General features: G+C 73.2%; 20 protein-coding genes and 1 pseudogene. 11 read left to right on the forward strand and 10 right to left on the reverse strand.

The annotated features are described in order from the left end of the window. Nucleotides 1-400 precede the first annotated feature (400 nt). From msrB to ABZ404_RS38000, 4 genes are all read right to left on the reverse strand, one after another. Entirely contained in the window at nucleotides 401-808 is a 408-nt protein-coding gene (msrB, locus tag ABZ404_RS37985; RefSeq protein ID WP_358837555.1) for a peptide-methionine (R)-S-oxide reductase MsrB, read from the reverse strand. A 13-nt stretch (nucleotides 809-821) separates the two neighbouring features. Next, a complete protein-coding gene (murC, locus tag ABZ404_RS37990) occupies nucleotides 822-2,216 on the reverse strand; it encodes a UDP-N-acetylmuramate--L-alanine ligase (RefSeq protein WP_358837556.1) in 1,395 nt (464 codons plus the stop codon). A 98-nt stretch (nucleotides 2,217-2,314) separates the two neighbouring features. Then, entirely contained in the window at nucleotides 2,315-2,779 is a 465-nt protein-coding gene (locus tag ABZ404_RS37995) for an indole-3-glycerol phosphate synthase (protein ID WP_358837557.1), read from the reverse strand. 181 nt (nucleotides 2,780-2,960) lie between these two features. Further along, on the reverse strand, nucleotides 2,961-3,725 hold the full coding sequence (locus ABZ404_RS38000) for a pyrimidine reductase family protein (protein WP_358837558.1): 765 nt from the start codon (nucleotides 3,723-3,725) through the stop codon (nucleotides 2,961-2,963). 36 nt (nucleotides 3,726-3,761) lie between these two features. Here ABZ404_RS38000 and zapE point away from each other — a divergent pair, with 36 nt between their 5' ends. From zapE to ABZ404_RS38020, 4 genes are all read left to right on the forward strand, one after another. Further along, nucleotides 3,762-4,832 carry a cell division protein ZapE gene (gene zapE, locus ABZ404_RS38005; protein WP_358991619.1) on the forward strand — a complete coding sequence of 357 codons (1,071 nt, stop codon included), beginning with the start codon at nucleotides 3,762-3,764 and terminating at the stop codon, nucleotides 4,830-4,832. Between the two features lie 52 nt (nucleotides 4,833-4,884). Next, complete coding sequence (locus ABZ404_RS38010) at nucleotides 4,885-5,310, forward strand: OsmC family protein (protein WP_358836300.1); 426 nt, start codon at nucleotides 4,885-4,887, stop codon at nucleotides 5,308-5,310. Between the two features lie 118 nt (nucleotides 5,311-5,428). Continuing rightward, a complete protein-coding gene (locus tag ABZ404_RS38015) occupies nucleotides 5,429-6,802 on the forward strand; it encodes an alkaline phosphatase PhoX (protein WP_358836301.1) in 1,374 nt (457 codons plus the stop codon). 60 nt (nucleotides 6,803-6,862) lie between these two features. Then, nucleotides 6,863-7,747, forward strand: coding sequence for a PPK2 family polyphosphate kinase (locus ABZ404_RS38020; RefSeq protein WP_358836302.1), 885 nt, complete (start codon nucleotides 6,863-6,865; stop codon nucleotides 7,745-7,747). A gap of 14 nt (nucleotides 7,748-7,761) precedes the next feature. Here ABZ404_RS38020 and ABZ404_RS38025 read toward each other — a convergent pair whose 3' ends face one another. The 4 genes from ABZ404_RS38025 to ABZ404_RS38040 form a co-directional block, all read right to left on the reverse strand. Further along, nucleotides 7,762-8,439: a DUF5825 family protein gene (locus ABZ404_RS38025; RefSeq protein ID WP_358836303.1), complete on the reverse strand. Its 678-nt coding sequence runs from the start codon at nucleotides 8,437-8,439 to the stop codon at nucleotides 7,762-7,764. A 76-nt stretch (nucleotides 8,440-8,515) separates the two neighbouring features. Then, nucleotides 8,516-10,498 carry a RiPP maturation radical SAM C-methyltransferase gene (locus ABZ404_RS38030; protein ID WP_358836304.1) on the reverse strand — a complete coding sequence of 661 codons (1,983 nt, stop codon included), beginning with the start codon at nucleotides 10,496-10,498 and terminating at the stop codon, nucleotides 8,516-8,518. Nucleotides 10,499-10,694: 196 nt separating this feature from the next. Further along, the gene (locus tag ABZ404_RS38035) at nucleotides 10,695-12,599 is read right to left on the reverse strand and encodes an alpha/beta fold hydrolase (protein WP_358836305.1); all 1,905 of its coding nucleotides are present in this window, start codon (nucleotides 12,597-12,599) and stop codon (nucleotides 10,695-10,697) included. Continuing rightward, the gene (locus ABZ404_RS38040) at nucleotides 12,596-13,933 is read right to left on the reverse strand and encodes an MFS transporter (RefSeq protein ID WP_358836306.1); all 1,338 of its coding nucleotides are present in this window, start codon (nucleotides 13,931-13,933) and stop codon (nucleotides 12,596-12,598) included. Before ABZ404_RS38040 ends, ABZ404_RS38035 begins: the two co-directional genes overlap by 4 nt. 647 nt (nucleotides 13,934-14,580) lie before the next feature. Between ABZ404_RS38040 and ABZ404_RS38045 the strand changes: the two genes are divergently transcribed. Further along, nucleotides 14,581-15,468, forward strand: coding sequence for a polysaccharide deacetylase family protein (locus ABZ404_RS38045; protein ID WP_358991622.1), 888 nt, complete (start codon nucleotides 14,581-14,583; stop codon nucleotides 15,466-15,468). Nucleotides 15,469-15,481: 13 nt separating this feature from the next. Here ABZ404_RS38045 and ABZ404_RS38050 read toward each other — a convergent pair whose 3' ends face one another. Further along, entirely contained in the window at nucleotides 15,482-15,715 is a 234-nt protein-coding gene (locus ABZ404_RS38050; protein ID WP_358835513.1) for a hypothetical protein, read from the reverse strand. A gap of 90 nt (nucleotides 15,716-15,805) precedes the next feature. After that, on the reverse strand, nucleotides 15,806-16,483 hold the full coding sequence (locus ABZ404_RS38055; RefSeq protein WP_358835512.1) for an AIM24 family protein: 678 nt from the start codon (nucleotides 16,481-16,483) through the stop codon (nucleotides 15,806-15,808). An 85-nt stretch (nucleotides 16,484-16,568) separates the two neighbouring features. Here ABZ404_RS38055 and ABZ404_RS38060 point away from each other — a divergent pair, with 85 nt between their 5' ends. From ABZ404_RS38060 to ABZ404_RS38085, 6 genes and pseudogenes are all read left to right on the forward strand, one after another. Then, entirely contained in the window at nucleotides 16,569-17,291 is a 723-nt protein-coding gene (locus ABZ404_RS38060) for a peptidyl-tRNA hydrolase (protein ID WP_358835516.1), read from the forward strand. Nucleotides 17,292-17,439: 148 nt separating this feature from the next. After that, nucleotides 17,440-18,084, forward strand: a pseudogene (locus ABZ404_RS38065) (DUF4142 domain-containing protein); the annotation flags it as partial. 120 nt (nucleotides 18,085-18,204) lie between these two features. Beyond that, a complete protein-coding gene (locus tag ABZ404_RS38070) occupies nucleotides 18,205-19,893 on the forward strand; it encodes a DUF692 domain-containing protein (RefSeq protein WP_358835511.1) in 1,689 nt (562 codons plus the stop codon). 180 nt (nucleotides 19,894-20,073) lie between these two features. Beyond that, a complete protein-coding gene (locus tag ABZ404_RS38075; RefSeq protein WP_358835510.1) occupies nucleotides 20,074-20,820 on the forward strand; it encodes a DUF4142 domain-containing protein in 747 nt (248 codons plus the stop codon). 74 nt (nucleotides 20,821-20,894) lie between these two features. Further along, nucleotides 20,895-21,644: a TIGR04222 domain-containing membrane protein gene (locus tag ABZ404_RS38080; RefSeq protein WP_358835509.1), complete on the forward strand. Its 750-nt coding sequence runs from the start codon at nucleotides 20,895-20,897 to the stop codon at nucleotides 21,642-21,644. A gap of 213 nt (nucleotides 21,645-21,857) precedes the next feature. Continuing rightward, nucleotides 21,858-23,456, forward strand: a complete 1,599-nt coding sequence (locus ABZ404_RS38085) for an alpha/beta hydrolase (RefSeq protein ID WP_358835508.1) — start codon at nucleotides 21,858-21,860, stop codon at nucleotides 23,454-23,456. Nucleotides 23,457-23,496 lie beyond the last annotated feature (40 nt).

Here is a 23,496-nt window from a genome sequence, read left to right on the forward strand (position 1 = left end):
GTTCTCAAGGTACGGACGCTTCCTTCGTTCCCGTTTCCGGGCCCTCCGGGCGCTTCCTTCGTTTCCGACTCTATCAGACTCTTTCGTGTCCGATTCCCGGTCTCCCAGGTCAAGTCGTTTTGTCTTTCCGGCTGTTGGGCCGTTCCGACGTCCCAGACTCTAGCGGATTCCCCGGGCGGCTCCTAATCGGGCCGTTCGCGTCGTCCACTCCCATTCGAAATAAAATTCGGCATGCCGAAATTCATTCCGGTGAGGAGGTCGTGCTGAGTTGGGTTGCCGCAAGTCTGCGGCGGACGGCTGTCGCAGAACCGTTCCGGCTCCGTGACAACTCGAAGAACCTTACGCGCCTGCGGGACCGGCGTCAAACCGCGCCGGTCCCCGCGTCACGCGTCATTCGCTCTCAGCCCTCGTCCGGCGTCAGCCGCAGCGAGATGGAGTTGATGCAGTACCGCTGGTCGGTCGGGGTCGGGTAGCCCTCGCCCTCGAAGACATGGCCGAGGTGTGAGCCGCAGCGGGCGCAGCGCACCTCCGTACGGACCATCCCGAGCGAGCGGTCGGAGATGAGCTCCACCGCGTCCGTGTCCTTCGGGTCGAAGAACGACGGCCAGCCGCAGTGCGACTCGAACTTCGTCTCGGAGGTGAAGAGCTCCGCGCCGCAGGCCCGGCAGGAGTAGACGCCCTTCGCCTTGGTGTCCGTGTACTCACCCACGAAGGCGGGTTCGGTGCCGGCCTGGCGCAGTACCGCGTACTCCGCGGGGCTCAGCTCCGCGCGCCACTGCTCGTCCGGCTTCTCGACCTCGTACGCCATGGCAGGGACTCCCTCAGTTCGACAGGCGGGCCAGGATCTGGGGGCCCAGGTCCGTCACGTCGCCCGCGCCCATGGTGAGAACGAGGTCGCCGGGCCTGGCCATTCCCGCGATCACGTCCGGCACCGTCGTCTTGTCGTGGACGGTCGTGACGTCGGCGCCGGCCGCCCGGGCCGCGTCGATGATCAGTGCGCTGGTGACGCCCGGGATCGGGTCCTCGCGCGCGGGGTAGATGTCGAGGACCACCGAGGCGTCGGCCAGCGCGAGCGCGCGGCCCATCTCGGTGCCCAGCTCCTGGGTGCGGGAGAAGAGGTGGGGCTGGAAGACGACGAGGAGCCGGGAGTCGGACGCGGCGGAGCGCATGGCCTCCAGGTCCGCGGTCATCTCGGTCGGGTGGTGCGCGTAGGAGTCGATGACCTGGACGCCCGCGGCCTCGCCCTTGAGCTGGAGGCGGCGCTTGACGCCGGTGTACTTGCCGAGGGCGGAGGCCAGGTTGTGCGCCGGGATGCCGAGGGCGACGCCGGCGGCGAGCGCGGCCACGGCGTTGAGGGCGTAGTGGCGGCCGGGGACGGAGACCGTGAAGGTCAGGTACTTGCCGCCGAGCAGGACGGTGACCTCGCTGGTCAGACCGCGCGGGGTGATCCTGTGGACGCGTACGTCGGCGTGCTCGTCCTGTCCGTACGTCACGACCTTGAGCGAGGAGAGGTCGCGGACGCGGCGGGTGAGCTCGACGGCGCCCGACTGATCGGCGGAGACGACGAGGGTGCCGCCGGGGACGACCTTGCCGACGAAGGTCTCGAAGGACTCGTAAATCTCGTCCATCGATGCGTAGTTGGCGTGGTGGTCGAGCTCGACGTTGAGGACGATGGCGACCTCGGGGTCGTACTTCTGGAAGCTGCGGTCGCTCTCGTCCGCCTCGGCCACGAAGATGTCGCCCTCGCCGTGGCGGGCGTTGGTGCCGGGTCCCGCGAGGTCGCCGCCGATCGCGTACGAGGGGTCGAGGCCCAGCTCGGTGAGGGCGACGGCGAGCATCGAGGTGGTGGTCGTCTTGCCGTGGGTGCCGGCGACGGCGATGGCGCGCAGGCCGCCCATGAGCGCGGCGAGCGCGTCGGAGCGGTGGACGACGGGGACGGAGAGCTCGGCCGCGCGGACGAGCTCGGGGTTGTCGGCGCGGATGGCGCTGGAGACGACGACGCTGGTGGCGTCGGCGGCGAGGTGCTCGGCGGCGTGCCCGATGTGGACGGTGGCGCCCAGTGCCCGCAGCGCCTCGGCCGTCTCGGACTCCTTGGCGTCGCTGCCCGCGACCTTGGCGCCGCGTCGGGCCAGGATCTGCGCGATCCCCGACATTCCGGCACCACCGATGCCGATGAAGTGCGGCCGTTCCATGGCGGTGGGGATCGCGGGTGCCATTTGCGTGTGTCTCCCGGGGGTGCGCGGCGTACGGAGTGAGTGCCGGCCGGTAGGGCCGGCGGCACTGGACCGGTCGGCCGGTCCAGTGAGCCATCACCCTATTCGCTGTGCGCCTCCTCGCTGTGCGCGAAGAGCTTCAGGACGGGGACGCCGACCTTGTGGCGGGCGCGGGAGGCCCAGTCGCGGTGGAAGAACTCCTCCACGTAGTGGGGCGCCGTCAGGACGATGACCTCGTCGGCCTTGACCTCGTCGACGACGGACTTCAGCAGGTCCAGGGGGTGGTCCTCGACGAGCTGGCCGACGGCGGCGCTGCCGCCGGCGCGCAGGGACTGAAGGGAGTGCTCCAGGGCGCGGGCGGCGGGGGCCTGGGCCTCCGGACCCTCGGGTTCGTCGGCCTCGTGGACGGCTTCGTCGAGTTCACCGAGGGCCACGTCGTCGATGGCGCGCAGGAGGCGGTCCTGGTCGCCGCGGGGCTGCATGAGCACGACGAAGGAGACGGGCTCGTCGCCGTGCAGGGTGGTGACGAATTCCACGTCCACGGAGGTCAGGGGTTTCTCGATCATCAATACGCTTGTGAACACGACAAACGCCCTTCTCTTCACTCCGGCGGTACCCCGCGAGGCAGCGGGGCCTCGACGTGGTTACCCGCCCCTGCGGAAACCATCCTTCCCCGTGCCCGCACGGGGTCTGCGTGAGTAAGTGTGCCCAACCGGAGCTAACCGGAACGGCAAATTCCGCTGATTGTCAGATCCGACGGTAACGGGTGTAGAGGAACCCGGCCTCTTCCAGCAGCGACTCCAGCCGGAACTGCTCAGGGGCGCTCACCGCGGGCCCTCCGGCGATCCGCTGGGCCGTGCCCGCGGTCAGCAGCGGCGACACCGTCAGACAGAGCTCGTCGAGCACTCCGGCGGCCACGAACTGGCCCAGCAGGCGGGGGCCGCCCTCGGTGAGCATCCGCCGCATCCCGCGCGAGGCCAGCGCCTCGACGGCCCGGTCGGGCTCCACGCCCGGCCCGTCACCGGCGATCACGACCTCGGCGCCGGCCACCTCCGCCTCGCGGACCCGGTCCGGGGGCGCCGCGGCGCCGGTCAGCACGATCGTCGGGACCAGCGGCGAGGTGAACAGGGGCAGGCCGAAGTCCAGGTCGAGGCTGGCCGTGACCACCGCGATGGCCGGGGCCGGGCCCTGGCCCGCCGCCGCGCGCCGGTCCGCGAAGACCTCCCGCGCCCTGGCCGGGCGGTAACCCTCCTGGCGTACCGTTTCCGCACCCACCACGACCACATCGGCCAGCGCCCGCAGGGTGCCGAAGATCCGCATGTCGGTGTCGGACGACAGGGGGTGGGAGCGGCCCTCGTGCTGGCCCGCGCCGTCCAGCGAGGAGACCATGTTGGCCCGCAGGTAGGGGCCGTCCGTCTCGGGGTACGCGTAGGCCTCGGCCAGCGCGTCGAACGACCACTCGCCGTCTTCGCAGGCGGGTGTCTGGTCGGTCACAGGGAACAGGCGTCGCATCCGTGCAGTCTTACACGGCGCTTACAGTGGGGAACTGTGTCGACCAGCCCCATAACCCAAGCGGCCCCGCTGTCGCTCTGCGCCCGCGAGCCGCATGTCCCCGCCGACCGTCTGGTCGCCGAGATGGTGCCGCCGCCGCGGTTCGACTCGGTCCGCTTCGAGACGTACGTACCGGACCCCAACCAGCCCAGCCAGAGCGAGGCCGTCACGGCGCTCGCCTCCTTCGCGGCCGGTCTGGGCGGCGCGCACGCGAGCGGCGGCGGGCGCCGCAAGTGGTTCGCCCGCAAGCCCGCCGCGCCCGCGGGCCCGCGCGGGGTCTACCTCGACGGCGGGTACGGGGTCGGCAAGACCCATCTGCTGGCCTCGCTGTGGCACGCCACCCCGGCCGAGCCCTCCCTGAAGGCGTTCGGCACCTTCGTCGAGCTGACGAACCTGGTCGGCGCGCTGGGCTTCCAGCAGACCGTGCGCACCCTCAGCGGGCACCGTCTGCTGTGCATCGACGAGTTCGAGCTGGACGACCCGGGCGACACGGTGCTGGTGTCCTCGCTGCTCGGCAAGCTGGTGGAGCAGGGCGTGGCGCTGGCCGCGACCTCCAACACGCTGCCCGGCAAGCTGGGCGAGGGCCGGTTCGCGGCGGTCGACTTCCTGCGGGAGATCCAGGGCCTGTCGGCGCACTTCCGCCCGCTGCGGATCGACGGCGAGGACTACCGCCACCGGGGGCTGCCCGAGGCCCCGGCGCCGTTCTCGGACGAGCAGGTCACCAAGGCCGCGTACGCGACCGAGGGCGCGGCGCTCGACGACTTCCCCGGGCTGCTCGGCCATCTCTCGCGGGTCCATCCCAGCCGGTACGGGGCGCTCACCGACGGGGTGAAGGCGGTCTGCCTCACCGATGTGCGGCCGGTCCCCGACCAGTCGACGGCGCTGCGGCTGGTGGTCCTGGCCGACCGGCTCTACGACCGCGAGGTGCCGGTGCTGGCGTCCGGGGCCCCCTTCGACCGGCTCTTCAGTGACGAGATGCTGAACGGCGGCTACCGGAAGAAGTACTTCCGGGCGATCTCCCGGCTCACCGCCCTCGCGCGCGACGCGAAGGGGCTTGTCGCGCAGTAGGTTTGGCGCACAGGGGGCCCCGCGCCCCCTCAGTCACGAGAAGGGAAACATCATGGCCACCACGCGTACGGCGCACACGGTCTGGGAGGGCGAGCTCCTCAAGGGCTCGGGGACCGTCACCTTCGACTCGTCCGGCATCGGTGAGCAGCCGGTCAGCTGGGCGTCCCGCGCCGAGCAGGCCAACGGCAAGACCAGCCCGGAGGAGCTCATCGCGGCGGCCCACTCCAGCTGCTTCTCCATGGCCCTCTCGCACGCCCTGACCGGCGCGGGCAACCCGCCCACCCGGCTGGAGACCAAGGCGGACGTGACGTTCCAGCCGGGCGAGGGCATCACCGGCATCCACCTCACCGTGCGCGGCGAGGTGCCGGGCCTGGACGAGTCGGGTTTCTCCGCCGCGGCCGAGGACGCCAAGAAGAACTGCCCGGTCAGCCAGGCGCTGACGGGGACGACGATCACGCTCACCGCCGAGCTGGCCTGAGTCACCGGCCTTTTCCGGCCACCTGAGGCGACACGGCCCGCATGGTTCTCCTATCACCTGATCGCGTGATAGATCATGCGGGTCACGTCTTCCTGTCCGCCAACAGGGGAGTTGCCTCATGTCCGAAGCACGAGCAACACGACGTCAGATCCTGGCCCGCACCGGCGCCTCGGCCGTCGCGATCGCCTTCACGGGCGCCGTCGGCGAGCTCTTCGCCGGGAGCCCCGCGGCCGCCGTCGGCCGGCGCGGCTACGGGCCGCTCGTTCCGGACCCGGCCGGTCTGCTCGATCTGCCGGAGGGGTTCCGCTACCGGGTGCTCTCCCGCGAGGGGGACCCGCTGCGCTCCGGTGAGGGCCGGGTGCCGAGCAACCACGACGGCATGGCCGCGTTCGCGGGGCCCCGCGGGGGCGTCCGGCTGGTGCGCAACCACGAGAACCGGGTGACCGCCGCGATCCCGGTCCCGCACGTCGAAGGACTGGTGTACGACCCGATGGGCAAGGGCGGCTGTACGGCCCTGGAGCTCGACCGCGACAACCGGGTGCTGTCCGAGCGGGTCGCCATCAGCGGCACCGCCGTCAACTGCGCGGGCGGCCGTACCCCTTGGAACACCTGGCTGACCTGCGAGGAGACCGAGGACCGGGCGGGCACCAACGGCTACACCAAGGACCACGGCTTCGTCTTCGAGGTCGACGGCGCCGACCCGCGCCGCACCGGGGCCGAACCGCTCACGGCGATGGGCCGCTTCCAGCACGAGGCGATCGCCGTCGACCCGCGGCGCGGTGTCGTCTACGAGACGGAGGACGCCTTCACCCGGCCCTTCGGGCTCTTCTACCGCTTCCTGCCGCACCGGCCGCTCGGCGGCACGGGCTCCCTGCGGGCGGGCGGGGCCCTGGAGGCGATGCGCGTCCCGGACGTACCCGACCTGTCCGTGGTCCAGGAGCCCGGGACGCGGTTCGAGGGCATCGAATGGGTGCCGGTGCCCGACCCGTCGGCGCGCAGCACGCCCATCCGGCTCCAGGACTTCGGCCCGCGCGGCATCACCCACGCGCAGAAGCTGGAGGGCTGCTACTGGAGCGGCGACTGCGTCTACTTCGTCTCCAGCTACGCGCGCGTGGCGGAGGGGTCGGGCGCCGACCACTTCGGCCAGGTGTGGCGGTACGACCCGAGGCACCGCCGCCTCACCCTGATCGTCGTCTTCGGCCCGGCCACCGACGTCCAGCTGCCCGGCGAGTCACCGGACAACATCTGCCTCGCCCCGGACGGCGGCCTGATGGTGTGCGAGGACGGCAACGGCGCCCAGCACGTCTTCGGACTGACCCGGCGCGGCAAGGTGTACCCGATGGCGCGCGGGCGGCAGGACATCGGCAAGCCCGGCTCCCCCGAATGGGGCGAGTTCGCGGGGGTCACCTTCGCCCCGGACGGGCACACGATGTACGTCAACTGCTACACGCCGGGAACGACCTTCGCGGTGACGGGTCCCTTCGCCCGTTAGCGTTCGCGCCGCGTCGCGTTCCGTCGCACGATCGAGGGAACCGACGGGAAGGGGTGCGCGGTGGCGAAGAAGCGCGGCAAGAGCGGCAAGGGCGCGAAGCAGCCCGCGGAGCCGGACCTGCGCCGGCTGCTGCGCGTCCCTGGCGGCAAGCCCGTCGACCTCGCCGCCTTCGAGGCCGACGCCGTCCCGGCGGGGCCGGGGAACAAGGCCGAGGGGCTCGCGGCGACGGCCGGGATGGCCGAGGAGCTCGCCGGGCTCCAGGAGCGGCTGTACGCGGCTAGCACGGCGGGCGACCGGCGCCGGGTGCTGCTGGTGCTCCAGGGCATGGACACCAGCGGCAAGGGCGGCACGGTCAAGCACGTCATCGGCATGCTCAACCCGTCCGGCTGCCGGATCAGGGCGTTCAAGGTGCCCACCCCCGAGGAGCTGAACCACCCCTTCCTGTGGCGGATCATGCGGGCGCTGCCGCAGCCGGGCGAGATCGGCATCTTCGACCGCTCGCACTACGAGGACGTGCTGATCGCCCGGGTCCACGAGCTGGTCCCGCACCGGCGGCTGGGGCGCCGCTACGGGCAGATCAACCGGTTCGAGCAGTCGCTCGTGGAGGACGGCGTGAGCCTGGTCAAGGTCTTCCTGCACATCAGCCCCGAGCAGCAGCGCCGCCGGCTGCTCGAACGGCTCGACAACCCGGACAAGCACTGGAAGTTCAACCCGGGCGACCTCGACGAGCGGGCGCTGTGGCCCGCGTACCGGAAGGCGTACGAGATCGCCCTGGAGCGGTGCTCGACGGACGAGGCGCCCTGGTACGTGGTGCCCGCCGACCGCAAGTGGTACCGCAACTGGGCGGTCGGCCGGCTCCTCCTGGAGCAGTTGCGCGCACTCGACCCGCGGTATCCGAAGGGCGACTTCGACGTGGAGGAGTGCCGGGCGCGGCTGCTGGCCTGACCAGGCGGTGGTCCTCAGATGGCCATCGCCTCCTGGATCCAGCGGTTCACCCGGTACGGCAGCCACCACGCCAGGTCGCCCACCTCCAGGACCAGCTTCTCGGAGAGGAAGTCGGCGAGGACGGCGGGCGGGACCGAGTCGGCCGGGGCGCCGTGGACGAGGCTCTTGATCACCTCGTGGTACTCCGGCTCGTCGGCGGTGAAGCGGCGCAGGTCGCCCCAGCGGCGGTCGCGGATCTGGACGAAACCGGGCCCCTGGCGCCACAGGCACTTGCACAGATAGTGACCCTCGCGCCATTGGCGCAGCGCTTCGGCCGCGTCGGCGGGGCCCTCCAGGCGCTGCGGTGGCTGGATATGGCTCAGCAGCTTCCAGGTGTCGGCGTCGGCGGCCGGGTCGAGCCGGAGCTTCCACTCGACCAGGACCGCCCGGGCCGTCAGGTCGCGGGCCAGGCTCAGGGCGCGTACGGCTCGCCGGGCGGCGTCCGGGGTGCTCAGGTCCGCGAGGTCGACCGTCCCGGCGAGGCGGACGCGGCGCACGCCCGCCTCCCACAGCCGGTCGGCCTCCTCCCCCGCGGGGCCGGTCAGTTCGAGGTCGCCCAGGTGCATCCCGGGCAGCGCGCAGGCGTCGGGGTCGTAGTCGCGCCAGGCGGTGACGGTGAGGGCCGCGGTGCGCGGGGTGAGGGCGGTGCTCATCGGGCTGGTCCTCCGGCTCGTACGGTCTTCCGGCTCTTACGGCTGTGACGGGCTTCGCGGTCGGCGGGCGGCGCGGTCATACGGGAGCGGGCTCGGCGCGGGCGGGCTCGGGGCGGGCCGGCCCGGAGCCCGCGGAGTCGGGGCCCGACGGCTGTCCGGCCGCGTCGAGGGCCGCGTGGGCGTGGCGCATGAAGTCCAGGCGCAGCAGGTCCTCGTTCACGGCCGAGGGCGCGATGTGGACGTACTGGCCGCCGTCGGTGAAGACCAGGCCGAGCGCGACCCAGGAGTCGAGGAGGCGCTGCACCTCGCCCTCGTCGCGGGCGGCGTCCCTGGCCCGGGCGGCTGCCTTGCGGGTGAGGGCCGCGGCCGTGTGCGGCTGGTCGAGGAGGCGGAAGGCGACCAGCTCGAACGGGTCGGTCAGCTCCATCGCGCGCCACGCGAACATCCGCCGCCGGCTGACCAGGACGATGCGGTCCCCGAGGTCGGCGTGGGTGAGGCGGGCGTCCGCGTGGTTCTTCTTCCAGGCGTCCAGCGCGTCGTTGAGGGCGGTCACCGTGGGCTCGCCGATACCGCGCTGCGGGGCCTCGAAGACGTACGCGAGGTCGTAGAGCTCGGACTCGGGCAGGTCGTAGGTGAAACGGTAGTGCTCCTCGGGGCGCAGACCGTCGAAGCCGAGCTCGGGGCGGTTGAAGTAGGGGCTGAAGCGTTCGATGGCGATGCGCGCGGACAGGTCGACCGGCGGGTTGAGGTGTTCGAGCGCCGGTATCTGGGCGATGACCGGGTCGTAGTCCTCGGCGGTCTCGCCCGGGAAGCCGTGCAGGTAGTTCCAGGCGACCGAGAGCCCGGTCTCGGCGCCGTCGCGCAGCATGCGGACGTTCTGGCAGCCGCTGACGCCCTTGTCCATCAGGTCCAAAACGCGGTTGTTGAGGCTCTCGATGCCGGGCTGGACGTAGATCAGTCCGGCGTCGGCGAGCGTACGGAGCTGGCTGCGGCGCATGTTGGCCTTGATCTCGATGTGCATGCGCAGGTCGTAGCCGCTCTCGATGATGCGGGGCAGGACCGTGGTCAGGTAGCCCATGTCGAGGATGTTGTCGACCAGGTACATGTCGAGGACGCGGTGCTGCCGGGCGAGCTCCATGATCTCCGAGTAGAAGGTCTCGGGGGTCTTGGAGCGGTACTGCATGAAGGAGCCGTTGAGCCCGCAGAAGGTGCAGTGGTGCTTCTCGCCCCACCAGCAGCCGCGGGCCCCCTCGACGACCAGTTTCGGCTCGACCCAGTTGCGGGCCACCGAGGTGCCGAGCCGTTCGAAGTAGCCGCTGTAGTCGGGGGGCAGGATCGCGACGGGCGGGAGCGGGCTGGTGGCCATGGGGTTCGCCACGCTCGCGCCGTCGGCGCCCCGGTGGCACAGGCCCGGCACCGCCGCGAACGCCTCCGGGCCCGCGCCCTCGCCGATGGCGGTGAGCAGCTGCGGGAAGGCCGACTCGCCCTCGCCGCGGATGACGTGGTCCACGAAGGGGAAGTTGCGGTGGACGGCCTCGCCCTGCTCGCCGTCGCAGTTGGCGCCGCCCATCACGGTCACGATGTGCGGGGCGAGCCGCTTGACGTGCTTGGCGGCGGCGAGGGCCGCGGTGTTCTGCTGGAAGGTGGAGGTGAAGCCGACGACATCGGGGCCGTACGCCACGATCCGCTCGGCGATCATCTCCACGAACTCCGGTACCGCGCGGTGCAGTTCCTGGGACATGCGCAGCCGGGACTTGCGGACTTTCCCCTTCATCGCGTCCGCGAACTCCTGGTCGCGCCAGGTGGGGTCGTCGTAAAGGGCGGAGGAGAAGACCCAGTCGCCGCAGCCCATGAAATAGGAGGAGAGCGCGTAGTACTCGTAGTCGTCGGCGGTGAACGCGGTGCGCTCGGTGATCCAGTCGGTGAATTCGAGATTGGCGTGCAGCACTTCGGCCCGGGCGCCCGGCACGCGTTCGTCGACGCTGCGTTTGAGGATTCCCAGGGCCAGCGACGGCAGATCGATCGGCGACCAGGGCATATTGACCAGCAGAACACGCATGTCGACTCCTCGCGGGTACCCAGACGTAAGGAAAAGGGGCCCGGGCCCCGGGCCGGAGCCTCGGGGCCCGGCACCGGCCGGTCCGGCGGTCTCGACCGCCGGACCGGCCGGCGGGGATCAGTCCTCTTCGCCGTCCTCGGCGTTGCGGAACGGAACCTTGATGGTCACGCCGACGCTCGGCTTGCGGTTCTCCTCGTCACCCGCGAGCGGGTCGTTCTGGATGATGTCCTTCTGCATGGGAACTCCTCTCATCGTGTCGGGTGGTGCCTGTTCCGGCGGGGACCGTGGTGCGGACCCGTCCGGAATCCCCGCTCCGGTCCGAGCGGGGAGTCTGGGGAGCGGCCGCGCGGTCGGGGCCGCGCAGCTCGCGGTCGAGGAAGAGCACGGCGCGGCGCAGGACCGCCACGTGGTGCTCGCCCTGGTAGCCGTCGTGGCCGGTCTCCAGCCACATCGACTCGTGCGGTACGCGCGCGTGGCGCAGCGCGGCGAGGTAGTCGCGCACCTGGCCGGGCGGGCACTTGGCGTCCCGGGTCGCGGCGACGACCAGCAGCGGGGCCCGCACGGCGGCCGCGTACCGCACGGGCGAGCTGCGCTCGTAGCGTTCGGGCACCTCCTCGGGAGTGCCGCCGAACAAGCGCTCGTCCAAGGCGCGCAGCGCCGGGGTGCTGGTGCGGTGGGCGGCGGCGCAGTCGGCCACCGGCTTCACCGCGACGCCCGCCTGCCACAGGTCCGGGCGCAGCCCGAGGGCGAGCAGGACGAGGTAGCCGCCCCAGGAGGTGCCCCAGAGTCCGACCGCGTCGGCGCGGACGACCGCGCGCGCGACCAGGTCGGCGCGGACCGCGGCGAGGTCGTCGACCTGGGTGAGCCCGACGCCCTGGCCGAAGGCCCGTCGCCAGCGCGGCCCGTAGCCGGTGGAGCCGCGGTAGTTGACGCGGACGACGGCGAAGCCGGAGGCGACGAGGGAGTGGACCACGCCGTCGTAGGCGTCCCGGTCGTGGTCGGCGGGCCCGCCGTGCACCAGGAACACCGCGGGGACGGGCCCTGGGCGGTCCTCGGGCAGGCTGAGCAGGCTGTGGACCGGGCCGTCGGGGCCGGGCGTCCACAGGTCGCGGTGCTCGCCGGGTACGGGGGCGGTGATGCCATGCGTGGGCGGCAGCGGGGTCCCGGCGGTGGAGGCGAGCCGGGGCGGGTTCGCGGTGTCGGTCCAGAGGTAGTGGACGTCGGTTCCGGCGCGGGGCGCGGCGTCCAGGAGGGTGCCGCGCGGGGTCGGTACGCGTTCGACCGTGCGGGCGCGCAGGTCGGCGCGGTGCAGGGTGCTGCGGCCGTGGCGGTCCTGGCGGACGAGGACCGAGCCCGCGTCGGGGTGCCAGCGGGCGGTGATCTCGGTGTCGAAGGCGCACCAGGAGTGAGTGGTGAGCGTTCCGGGGCCGCCGTCGTCGTCCGGGCGCCAACTCGCCAGTACGTACTGGTCGTCGCGCTCGCGGACGAGGAGCAGTTCGGCACGGTCGCCCGCGGGGGCGAAGCCCAGGCACCAGAGTCTGCCGTGCGGGCCGTCGCCGGGCAGCACCGCGCGCGTGGTGCCGTCGCCGGCCAGTACGGTCACGGCCAGGGCCGAGCCCGCGGCGCGGCTGAGGGCGAGGAGGCGGCCGTCGGGGGTGATGCCGGACAGGGTGGCGTGCCCGTCGACGCGCGTCACCTCGCGGGCCGGGCCGCCGCGCGGGCCGATGTGGACGGCGGTGGTCAGGGTGTCCCCGAGACCGATCGCGACCGTCGCGTCGTCGCCGACGGCGAGGCCGCGCGGCTCGCCGGGGGGCGGTCCGGTCAGGCCGGGGCGGTCGGGGCCGCCCTCGAAGGGCTGGAACCGCCAGTGCCCGCGGCCGTGTTCGTCCTCGTCGAACCACCACACCCGCCCGTCACGGTCGACGGCGTGGTGGAAGGTGCCGTGCGGGCGGTCGGTGACCTGCCGGGTGCGCCCGGACCGGGCGTCCCAGGTGAACACCTCGCAGCGGCCGTCGGCGTCGCCGGTGAAGGCCATCCGCGCGGGGTCGGCGGCGCACACCTCGGGCAGGGCGGCCCGGTAGACCTGGTAGCGGCCGGTCATACGGCGCCTCCCCGCGCCGGTATCCGTACGTACGTCGTCCAGCAGGCCAGCACGGTGAGCACAGCGGCGCTCGCGACGGCGGGGGCGGCCGTGCCCGCGCGGGAGGCGCACGCCCCCGCGAGGACGGGCGCGAGGGCGGCCGAGCCGCCGACGGCGGTGGCGAGGACCGCGGCGGTACGGGCCTGGAGGGCGGGCGGGGTCTCCTGGATCGCCCGGGACTGGAGCACCACGGTGACCAGCGGCATCAGCAGGCAGAACACGCCGAACAGTCCGCCGTACGTCCAGGGTCCCCGCGCGGTCGCCAGCGCGGCGGCGAGCGGCACGAGCAGCCAGGAGACGCCGATCAGCAGCCGGGCCGCGCCGATCCGGCCGACGACGCGGGGCGCGGCGAGCGACCCGGTGAGCCCGGCGGCGCCGGAGAGCGCGAGGACGAGTCCCATCGGGGCGCCTCCGTGACCGCCCTTCTGGAGGGTGAAGACGGCGCCGTAGTACAGCGCGACGATCACGCCGTTGACGGTGGTCGTCCAGATCAGCACGAGCCGCAGGAAGGGCGAGGTACGGACGAGGGCGAGCCCGGCGCCGAGTTCGGCGCGGAGGGCGGGGCGGCGCGGGCGGTCCCGGCGGGTGCCGGCCGGGGTCCGGGCGCCGGTGGCGTCCTCGTGTCCCGGTTCCCCGGGTGCTTCCCCCCGGCCCGGCGCCGGTCCGGTCCCCGCCGCCTGCCCGTGCCCCGGCCGCAGGTCCGACCTCAGCGCGCCCACGCACACCGCGGTGACCGTGTACGAGACCGCGTCCGCGACGAAGGGCAGGGCGCGGGAGGCCTGGTAGAGGGCGCCGCCCAGGGCAGGGCCGAGGACCAGGGCGCCCTGGTCGCCGGCCGAGAGCCCGGCCACCACCCGGGCGCTGTCGGCGGGCGGGGCGATCAGCGCGACGGTACCGGCGGCCGCGGCCTCGTACACCGCCGTGGAGAAACGTTCCACCAGGACCGCGCCGAGGAGCAGGGCGAGCGGCGGACGGCCCGTGGCGGCGGCGACGGCGACCCCGCCCATGGCGAGCGCGGAGACCACGGCGGACCAGAGCATCACCGGTTTGCGCGCGCCCCGGTCGGCGGGCACGGCGGCGAACGGGGCGAGGAGCAGCCCCGCCGCGGTGGAGACGCCCGCGACGAGCCCGACGGTCGCGGCGGAGTGGCCGAGGCCCAGGAGCAGCAGCGGCAGGACGACGCCGGAGGCCTGGGTGCCGAGCGCGTCGCTGGCGTTGGCGCACCAGAACAGCCGGACGTCGCGGGACAGCGGCTCGCGGACGGCGGCCCGGCCGGTGGCCGTGGCGGAGCCCACTAGCACCCCACCGGCGCGGCAGGCCGCCGGTTCGGGCCGACCGGTTCGGGCCGCGTCGGCCCGTCCGGTGACACCGCTGCCAAGGCTGATAACCCTGGTTCGCGCACAGCCACCCCACAGTTGGTCAGGTTGCGAAGAAAGTGTGCAGGATTCGAAACGAGCGGGAGCCTAACCACGGGCCCGCCGGAGCGACAAGGGTCAGGTCGCCGAGGCCGGAATTGAACTCTCTATGGGCTCGGTAAAGAAACCGATTGCACGGTAGGTGTCGCACCGCCGGCCAAGGCGCCCGCCGACTCCCTTACGGCAGAAAGGGAATGTCCACGTCCACCGGGAGCGGGGCCGGGGGACGGGCCCGCGCCGCTCGCTTCGCTGCGGTGAACACCCGCTCCGAACACGCCCGATCGCGCACCTCGACCGGCATGTTCATCTTTTCCGGCGGCGAACGGGGGCCGGGCGGGCGAAGGGCGGACGGACGGCGCACGGCCGGGCCCGGACATCGCACCGGGACGGCCCGCGCGCCCCGGAGGACCCCGCGGGGCACCGGGATCTCGGAGCGGTTCCCTCCGGTTCACTCATTGGCCGGAAACGTATGGGGTCCGGCGGCGACGCACCCCGCCGATCAGCTAATGATCGGATAGCTTCCGCCCGTGACCATTTCTGTACGAAAGCTGCTGTCGATTGCCGTTCTCGGAGCGGCACTCGCGGGCTGCGGCTCCAATCCGGCTTCCGTCGCCCCTGGCGCGAAGGCGGCGCCGGGGGCGAGCAGGCCGTCCACCGCCGCCTCCGCGGCGCCCGCCTCCCCCGCGGCGCCGGCCCCCCGGCAGGCGCCCACGCTCGCGCCGGGCCCCGGCGGTCTCACGCCGGTCTTCAGACGCGCCCCCCAGGGCGGCCAGAAGGTCGTCGCGCTCACCTTCGACGCCGACATGACCGCCGACCAGGGGCCGCGCGCGGCGCGCGGCGAACGCTTCGACAACCCCGCGCTCATCGCCGACCTGCGCCGGATGAAGGTCCCGGCGACGGTGTTCATGACGGGCCGCTGGGCCGAGGAGTACCCGGCCGAGGCACACGCCATCGGGGCCGACCCCAACTTCGAGGTCGCCAACCACTCGTACAGCCACTACGCCTTCACGTCCCCCTGCTACGGGCTGCCCGTCGTCGCCGGGGACGGGATGCGCGCCGACGTGGAGAAGGCGGCCGCCGCCTTCAAGAAGGCGGGGGTGCGCAACGCGGTGCCGTACTTCCGCTTCCCCGGCGGCTGCTTCGACGACCAGGTGCTGCGGACGCTGGCCCCGCTGAAGATGACCGCGGTGCAGTGGGACGTGGTGAGCGGAGACGCCTTCGCGCGCGACGCCGACGCCGTGGCCGAGCAGGTGCTGGCCGGGGTGAAGCCGGGCTCGCTGGTGGTCATGCACTGCACCCGCAGCGCGGCGCCCGTCACCGACCGGGCGGTCCGGCGGATCGTGCCGGAGCTGCGCAGGCGCGGCTACCGCTTCGTGAAGGTCTCGGAGCTCATCGGCTCGTCCACCACGCGCTAGGCGCGCCGGGCCGTCATCCGGAGCAGGCGGTGCGCTGGGCCTCCTGCCACTCGCACACCGGGCAGAGCGTGATGCCCTTGACCGACTCCGGGTACTCGGTGGGCGCGCGGCACAGCACGCACTCCGCGTACGGCGGCCCGTCGGCCGGGGCGGGCCGCCCGGGGGCCGCCGGGGCGCAGTACGCCGCGTCGTCCTCGTCCCCGCGTACCTGGTCCCAGCCCTGATCCTGGTCGTGGTCCTGGTCCATACGGATCAGCGTAGTCCCCCCCCGGGGCCGCCGGTGCCGTCCCGCCGACGGCCCGCCGGGCGCGGGCCGCGCGGGGGCCGTGCGGGGGCCTCAGTGCTGTTCGGCCTTCTTCGGGGTCACCTCGCTCGGGCGGACGATGACGTAGCCCTCGCCCTGGAGCATCAGCTGCACGGCCTCGCCGGAGCCGCCGCGGATCATCGAGCCGATGGACTGCGAGCGGTGCAGCGAGGTGTTCAGGTTCGCGGTCCAGCCGACGACCGCGTCGGTGTCGACGTACACCGGCTGCTGCGCGGTGACCGGGATGACCAGCGGGTTGCCCTCGCAGACCAGACCGAGCCGGCCCCAGCCGGTGAAGACGCTGTTGAAGAGGCCGCCACCGGCGATGCCGGAGCCCTTGACCGTCTTGATCTCGTACGAGAGGGAGGCGTCGAAGCAGAGGACGTTGCGGCCGTTGACGGTCAGGACGTCACCCTGCTCGATGTCGACGACGAAGCAGTTCTGCGCCTCGTGCGCGAACCACGCCTCGCCCTGGCCGGTGACCGCCATCAGGGGCAGCCCCTCACCGGTGACCGCGCGCTTGAGCATGCCGCCTATGCCCTGGCCGCGCCGCTCGAACTGGAGGTTTCCGCGGTAGGCGATCATCGATCCCTGGCGGGCGAGCATCTCGCCGTTGACCGCGTACTTGATGGACTTGGCGTTCTGCAGGCTCATGCCGGCCTCGGTGGCCGGCTCCGCCATGTGCCCCGAGGAGAAAAGATCGCTCTTCATGCGGGCATCCTGTCCCGGAAGGGTTCATTCCGCCAAGAAGCCGGGAAAGGGCGGCTGGCAGACTGGCCCGGTGAGCAGTGAAGAGATGCCGAAGACGCCCGCAGCGAGCCCGTTCCACGACGAGCGGACCGTACGCGACGAGGCCCCCCAGTACGTCCTCCCGCTGGTCGTCCGTATCGAGAAGACCGACCCGCCGGCCCGCACCGACGCGCTGGAGACCGCGGCCCGGGCCGTCCTGGTGATGCTCGCCGACGAGCGGTCCACGGGTGAGGGTGAGTGGGCGCGGGTCGTGCGGGACTGGCAGGACGCCAGGATCCGCAAGGTGGTGCGGCGGGCGCGCGGCGCGGAGTGGCGCAAGGCCTCGGCGCTGCCGGGCATCACGGTCACCGGCAAGTCGGCGCAGGTGCGGGTCTTCCCGCCGGTGCCGCTGGACGGCTGGCCGAAGGAGCTGCTCAAGCTCCAGGTCTCCGGCACGGACCTGGACGACCCGTCCGGCCCGCCGGCCCCCGACCCGCTCGCCCCGGTCCTCTGGCTCAACCCGGAGCTCGACATGTCGGCGGGCAAGACGATGGCCCAGGCCGGGCACGGCGCCCAGCTCGCCTGGTGGGAGCTGACGGAGGCGGAGCGCACGGCGTGGCGCGAGGCGGACTTCGCCCTCTCGGTGCGGGTGGCCCCGCGCGAGGCGTGGGCGGCGCTCACCTCCGGCGGGCTTCCGGTGGTCCGGGACGCGGGCTTCACGGAGATCGCGCCGGGCTCGTGCACGGTGGTGGCGGACCATCCCGCGCTGCGGGCGCGGCTCGGCCGGTGACCGCGTCCGGGTGAGCCGGTGACCGCGTCCGGATGAGCCGGTGACCGCGTCCGGATGAGCCGGTGACCGCGTCCGGATGATCTGAACACGACTCCCGTCCCATCCGTACCTCCCGGTACGCCAAATCGCCTGCACGGGAGGCATGTTGATGCGACGTATCGGACGGACGGACCGGACCGACCGAATCGGGATACTCGGCCGTTTCAACGGAACGGCCCTGATCATCGTGGCGCTGGCCGCCACCATCGGCGCGCTCGCCTTCCCCGTCTGGTCGTACGCCGACCGGCTGGGGACGGACAAGGCGAACCTCGACGGCGCCTCGGTGGCGACCCGCTGGGGGCCGCTCTCGCCCGACGACCGCGAACTGGTGACGAAGGTGCGCCTGGCCGGGCTCTGGGAGCTGCCGGCCGGGCAGCAGGCGCAGGAGCGGGCCCCCAGCGCGGCGATCAAGGCGACCGGGGACCACCTGGTCATGGGGCACACCGCGCTGGACAAGCATGTGCGCGAGGTCGCGGCCCAGCTCGGGATGGAGCTGCCCAACCAGCCCAACGAGCAGCAGCAGGGCTGGCTCAAGGAGCTCTCGGCGGCGCAGGGCCGCGACTACGAGGTGAAGTTCGCGAACCTGCTGCGGAGCGCCCACGGCAAGGTGTTCGGGCTGGTCGCCAAGGTCCGCGCCACGACCCGCAACTCCCTGGTACGGGATCTGGCGCAGGACGCGAACCAGACCGTCCTCGACCACATCAACATGCTGGAGTCGACGGGGATGGTGGATTACGACGCCCTGGCCACGCAGAAGTGAGCCAACCTCAAATCAAGCTCTGAAGGTGGGCGCCCGCGGGTTGGCGCGGGCCGTGCGGGGCCATGACCACTCCACACGCGCCGGGACCGCGTCGGACTGAGGGGGAGGCCGGCCATGGAGCTGGAACTGGAGCTGGAGCGGGAGCTGGAACTGGGGATCGGCATCGGCTGGCGGCCCGAGATCGCGGACGCGGTCGAGCGGCTGCCGGGCGTCGACTGGGTGGAGGTGGTGGCGGAGAACCTCTGCCCCGGCCACCTCCCCGAGTCGCTCCTGCGGCTGCGCCGGCGCGGGGTCACGGTCGTGCCGCACGGCGTCTCGCTGGGCCTCGGCGGCGCCGACCGCCCCGACGCGGGCCGGCTCGCCGATCTGGCGGCCCGGGCGGAGGCGCTGTCGGCTCCGCTGGTCACCGAGCACATCGCGTTCGTCCGGGGCGGGGGCGCGCTCACCGCGTCACCGCGCCTGGAGGCGGGGCACCTGCTGCCCGTGCCGCGCACCTGGGACGCGCTGGAGGTGCTCTGCGAGAACGTCCGCATCGCCCAGGACAGCCTCCCGGTGCCGCTCGCCCTGGAGAACATCGCGGCGCTGGTGAACTGGCCGGACGAGGACATGACGGAGGGCCAGTTCCTCGCGGAGCTGGTGGAGCGTACGGGGGTGCGGCTCCTGATCGACGTGGCGAACCTCCACACGAACCGGGTGAACCGGGGCGAGGACCCGGTGAAGGCCCTCGCGGAGCTGCCGGTGGAGGCGATCGCGTACGTCCACGTCGCCGGGGGCGTCGAACGGGACGGGGTGTGGCACGACACGCACGCGCATCCGGTGGGGGCGGAGGTGCTGGGCGTGCTGGCGGAGCTGGTGGGGCGGGTGGCGCCGCCGGGGGTGCTGCTGGAGCGGGACGAGGCGTTTCCGCCGGAGGCGGAGCTGGCCGGGGAACTGGCGGCGATCCGCGGTGTCCTGGACGCGCCGGGGGCCCCGCGGGGCGGCAGGCGGGCGGCGGGTGGCCGGGTGGTGACCCGCCCCGCCGAAGGACGCGGCCCACGGCCATCGTTCTCCCGACCCGCGAGCGCCGAGGAGACGGCGAAGGTCGAGAGCGGCCGAGCCACTCCCCCCGCCGCCGAAGGACGCGGCGCACAGCCCCTGTTCGCCCCGCCCGCCGGCGCCGAGGGCACCACGGACGTGGAAAGCGCCCGAACCGCTCCCCCGGCCGCCGAAGGACGTGACCCAAGGCCGTCGTCCTCCCCGCCCGCCAGCGCCGAGGAGACCGCAGACGTCGAGAGTGGCCGAGCCGCTCCCCGCACCGCCGAAGGCCACGACCCACGACCCCTGTTCGCCCCGCCCGCCGGCGCCGCCGGGGGCGCCTCCGGCGGAGCGTCTGCCGTTCCGGCGACGGCCGATGGAGAGGTGGACGGGCCGGAGCGCGTGTCGCTTGCCCTCGCGCAGACCTCGCTCCTCTCCGCGCTGGTCGCGGGCACCCCGGTGCCGCCCGGCTTCGACGCCGTCCGGCTGCGCGTCCAGGCGCACGCGCTCGCCGCCAAGCGGGCCGATGTCGTCGCCAAGGTCGCGCCCGAGCTGCCCCGCATCCTCAAGGACGCCTACCGGCCGGCCTACCTCGCGTACGCGCGCGGACGCCCCCTGCGCGACGGCTACCGCCGCGACGCCCTGGACTTCGTGGAGTCGCTGCTCCGGTCGGGCGGCCTCGACGCCGACGTGGCCCGGCCGCTGGGACGGTGGTGGCGGGAGCGGGCCGGGGCCCGGCCGCCGGGGCGGGCCGCCCGCTTCGTGCGCGGGCTCGTACGGGCCGCGTAGGCGCGGGGCCTGTAGCGGCCGCGCGGACGAGGGCGGGCACGGTACCACCCGCCCCGTCACGGCGCCCGGGACTCGGCCGACCCGTGATGCCTCCCACACGGTCCCGTCACGGTTTTCCTCGAAAGACTCCCCGGATCACCCGCCTCCGCATTACCGTGCGCACCGCACTTGGAGGCTTTCATGCGTCGGATATTCCTTTCCGGTACCGGCTTGGTCGTCATCGCCCTGACGGCGACCATCGCCGCCCTGCTCTACCCCGTCTGGTCCTACGCCGACCGCTCGGGCACCGGACTCGCCAATCTCAACGCGGGCTCCGTGCCCACCCGCTGGGGGCCGCTGTCGGCCGCCGACCGGGACTTCGTCGTCCGGGTCAGACTCGCCGGGCTGTGGGAGCTGCCCGCCGGGCAGCAGGCCGTAGAGCGGGCGCCCAGCGCCGCCGTCACCGCCGCGGGACACCACCTCATCGACGGGCACGCCTTCCTGGACGCGCGCGTGCGCGAGGTCGCGGCCCAGCTCGGGATGGAGCTGCCCGACCAGCCCAACGAGCAGCAGCGGGGGTGGCTGCGGACGCTGACCTCGGAGAGCGGGACCACGTACGAGAAGGACTTCGCCAACATCCTGCGCTCGGCGCACGGGAAGGTGTTCTCGCTCGTCGCGCAGATCCGGGCCAACACCCGCAACTCGCTGGTGCGCGCCCTCGCCGACGACGCCAACACCACGGTCCTCGACCACATCCGGATGCTGGAGGCGACCGGCCTCGTCGACTTCGACGCGCTGGCCCGGGAGAGCGTCGCGGGCACCACCGCGTCCCCCAGCGGGCCGCCCCCGCCCACCCCTGGCGCCACCCTCCCCTCCCCCGCCCCGGTCACCCCGTCGTTCGCGCTGCCGCCCGCCGCCAGCCGGGTCAACCCCACCGACACTCCGTAACGAACCAATAACTCCATGTCCACATCATGGGAAAGGCATGGCGCCGGCCTCACCGCTTCACATACAACTCGGCCATGTTCTGGGTTCTCTTCCTGGTCGCCGCGTGCCTCGCGTCCGCCGTCTCGTGCGGGCGGCTCTGCCTCGCCGCGTCCGCGGCGGCCGACCAGGGCCCGGTCACCCGGGACCCGGAGCTCGGCCTCTCGCTGTACGAGGCGGCCTTCCTCGCGGGCGGGCCCTTACGGGTCACCGATCTGACCCTGGTCACCATGCACCGCGCGCGTCGGCTGCTGCTCGCGCACACCGGCTGGGCCACGGTCGTCGACCCGGAGGGCCGCGACGACCTGGAGCGGTCGGTGATAGGGGTCATCGGGCCCGGCGGCCAGGCCCGGATAGCGGCGATCCGCTCGGCCGCGGCCGCCGCCGACGCGGTGCACGCCCTCGCCGACCGGCTGGCCGCCGCCGGGCTCGCCGTCCCGGACGCGGCCAGGACGGGCGTCACGGCCTCCGTACGGGCCGTACGCGGCGCGGCGGCGCTCACCCTCGCCCTCGGCGCGATCGCCCTCCTGATGCCCGGTCAGGACCGCGCGACACAGGCGGAGATCGCCGCCTGGTTCTCGCTGCCGACGGTCCTCACCCTCGGCTGCCTCTTCATCGCCCGCTTCGAGGTCCACCCGCACACCCGCTGGGCCTCCCCCGACGGCCAGCGGCTGCTCGGCCGGATCGACCCGGCCGGGGACCCGCTCACCGCCGTCGCGGTACGGGGCGTGAGCGCGGTCGAGGACCCGGAGCTGCGGACGGCCCTGCGCGGCGGCCGGGCGGCCTGACCGCCGGCCCGGCGGACGGCCGGATGGAGGGTCCGGCGGACGGCCCGGCGGATGTCCGGCCAGTGGCCCGACGGGTGGCGCGGCAGGCGGCCTGACGGGCGACTTTGACCCCGGCGCACCGCCCATCGGTGCTTTACTTCATCAATTACTCCGCTAATCATCCCTTTTGTACCGGACACCTGTCGTGCCGGACGGACCCGCAAAGGGATGCAGATGAGAGCAGCAGCACTGTACGGAACCCTCGGTTCCCTCGTTCTGTCCACGCTGGCCGCCTCCCCGGCCGGCGGCGTGGATCCGCGCACGGCCGAGGCGCACGGCACCGCCGTCGCCGCCCGGCGGGCCGCGGCGACCGGGATCGCCTTCGGCCGCTGCGCCAAGGCGGAGATGCTCCCCGACAGCATCCAGTGCGGCACGGTCCGGGTCCCGCTCGACTACGCCAAGCCGATGGGCCGTCAGATCAAACTCACCGTCAGCCGGGTGCGGGCCACCGGCAAGAAGGCCGAGCGGCAGGGCGCGCTGGTGTACAACCCGGGCGGCCCAGGCGCCTCCAGCATGTACTTCCCGATGGTCGCGGGCCTGCCCGAGTGGAAGCGGATCGCCGGGGCCTACGACCTGGTGGGCTACGCCCCGCGCGGGGTGGCCCGCTCCGCGCCGCTGTCCTGCCAGGACCCGAAGGACTTCACCAAGGCGCCCACGCCGTCCCCGACCGACCCCTCGCCCTCGTACAAGCTGGAGCGGATCGCGCAGGCCAAGGCGTACGCGCAGGGCTGCGCGCGCCACGCGGGCGCGGCGCTGCGGCACTACACCAGCCTCAACAACGCGCGCGACCTCGATGTGCTGCGGGCCGCGCTCGGGGAGCGGAAGCTCACGTTCGTGGGAGCGTCGTACGGCACGTACTTCGGCGCCGTGTACGCGACGCTCTTCCCCTCCCACGTGCGCCGGATGGTCTTCGACTCGGCGGTCAACCCCGACCCGCGGCAGATCTGGTACCGCAACAACCTCGACCAGTCGCTGGCGTTCGAGAGCCGCTGGCAGGACTTCCGCGCCTGGGTCGCCCGGCACGACGGCGTCTACCACCTGGGCACCACGGCCGAGGAGGTCCTGGAGAACTTCGAGAAGGTGCGCGCCCGGCTCGCGGAGGAGCCGGCGGGCGGCACGGTCGGCCCCGGCCAGCTCCAGTCGGCCTTCCTGAAGGCCGGGTACTACGACGACTACTGGGCCCTGCGGGCGGCCGCCCTCGCGGCGTACCTCCGGGGCGACCCCAAGCCGCTGATCGCGCAGGCCGCGCCGCGGCCGGAGGCGGCGTGGGACGAGGAGAACGGGAACGCGGTGTACACGGCGGTCGAGTGCAACGACGCGCCCTGGCCGACGAAGTGGTCGGTGTGGGACCGCGACAACAGCGCGCTCGCCGAGATCGCGCCGTTCGAGACGTGGGACAACGCCTGGATGAACCTGCCGTGCGCCTACTGGCCGGCGCCCCGGCAGCGGCCGGTGGACGTCGGGGTGCGCCGCGGGGAGCTGCCGCCGACGCTGATCCTGGCGGCCGAACGGGACGCGGCGACGCCGTACCAGGGGGCGCTGGAGCTCCAGCGCAGACTGCCGGGGGCGGTCCTGGTGACGGAGAAGGACGCCGGTACGCACGGCATCGGCGGCGGTCCCAACGCCTGCGTCAACGGGTACCTGATGGACTACCTGCTGAGCGGACGGACGCCGGTGCGGCGCGCGTCGTGCGCGCCGCACCCGGAGCCGAACCCGGTGTCGCTGGACGAGCGGTCGGCGCCCAGGGCTGGGCAGCGGCCGTCCGCTCTCTGATCTTCCGGGTCAGGGGTGGGTCCGGGCCCGTCTCGGCGGG

It is taken from the genome of Streptomyces sp. NPDC005878, from assembly GCF_040629815.1.
Lineage (GTDB): Bacteria > Actinomycetota > Actinomycetes > Streptomycetales > Streptomycetaceae > Streptomyces.

Bases quoted from the DNA above. Each gene is read 5' to 3' on its own strand.
- ABZ404_RS38070 (WP_358835511.1), top strand. From the start codon at position 18,205: ATGGAGCTGGAACTGGAGCTGGAGCGGGAGCTGGAACTGGGGATCGGC.
- ABZ404_RS38025 (WP_358836303.1), bottom strand. From the start codon at position 8,439: ATGAGCACCGCCCTCACCCCGCGCACCGCGGCCCTCACCGTCACCGCC.
- ABZ404_RS38030 (WP_358836304.1), bottom strand. From the start codon at position 10,498: ATGCGTGTTCTGCTGGTCAATATGCCCTGGTCGCCGATCGATCTGCCG.
- ABZ404_RS38035 (WP_358836305.1), bottom strand. From the start codon at position 12,599: ATGACCGGCCGCTACCAGGTCTACCGGGCCGCCCTGCCCGAGGTGTGC.
- ABZ404_RS38075 (WP_358835510.1), top strand. From the start codon at position 20,074: ATGCGTCGGATATTCCTTTCCGGTACCGGCTTGGTCGTCATCGCCCTG.
- ABZ404_RS38085 (WP_358835508.1), top strand. From the start codon at position 21,858: ATGAGAGCAGCAGCACTGTACGGAACCCTCGGTTCCCTCGTTCTGTCC.
- murC (WP_358837556.1), bottom strand. From the start codon at position 2,216: ATGGCACCCGCGATCCCCACCGCCATGGAACGGCCGCACTTCATCGGC.
- ABZ404_RS38055 (WP_358835512.1), bottom strand. From the start codon at position 16,483: ATGAAGAGCGATCTTTTCTCCTCGGGGCACATGGCGGAGCCGGCCACC.
- msrB (WP_358837555.1), bottom strand. From the start codon at position 808: ATGGCGTACGAGGTCGAGAAGCCGGACGAGCAGTGGCGCGCGGAGCTG.
- ABZ404_RS38010 (WP_358836300.1), top strand. From the start codon at position 4,885: ATGGCCACCACGCGTACGGCGCACACGGTCTGGGAGGGCGAGCTCCTC.
- ABZ404_RS38050 (WP_358835513.1), bottom strand. From the start codon at position 15,715: ATGGACCAGGACCACGACCAGGATCAGGGCTGGGACCAGGTACGCGGG.
- ABZ404_RS38000 (WP_358837558.1), bottom strand. From the start codon at position 3,725: ATGCGACGCCTGTTCCCTGTGACCGACCAGACACCCGCCTGCGAAGAC.
- ABZ404_RS38015 (WP_358836301.1), top strand. From the start codon at position 5,429: ATGTCCGAAGCACGAGCAACACGACGTCAGATCCTGGCCCGCACCGGC.
- ABZ404_RS38080 (WP_358835509.1), top strand. From the start codon at position 20,895: ATGTTCTGGGTTCTCTTCCTGGTCGCCGCGTGCCTCGCGTCCGCCGTC.
- ABZ404_RS38060 (WP_358835516.1), top strand. From the start codon at position 16,569: ATGCCGAAGACGCCCGCAGCGAGCCCGTTCCACGACGAGCGGACCGTA.
- ABZ404_RS37995 (WP_358837557.1), bottom strand. From the start codon at position 2,779: ATGATCGAGAAACCCCTGACCTCCGTGGACGTGGAATTCGTCACCACC.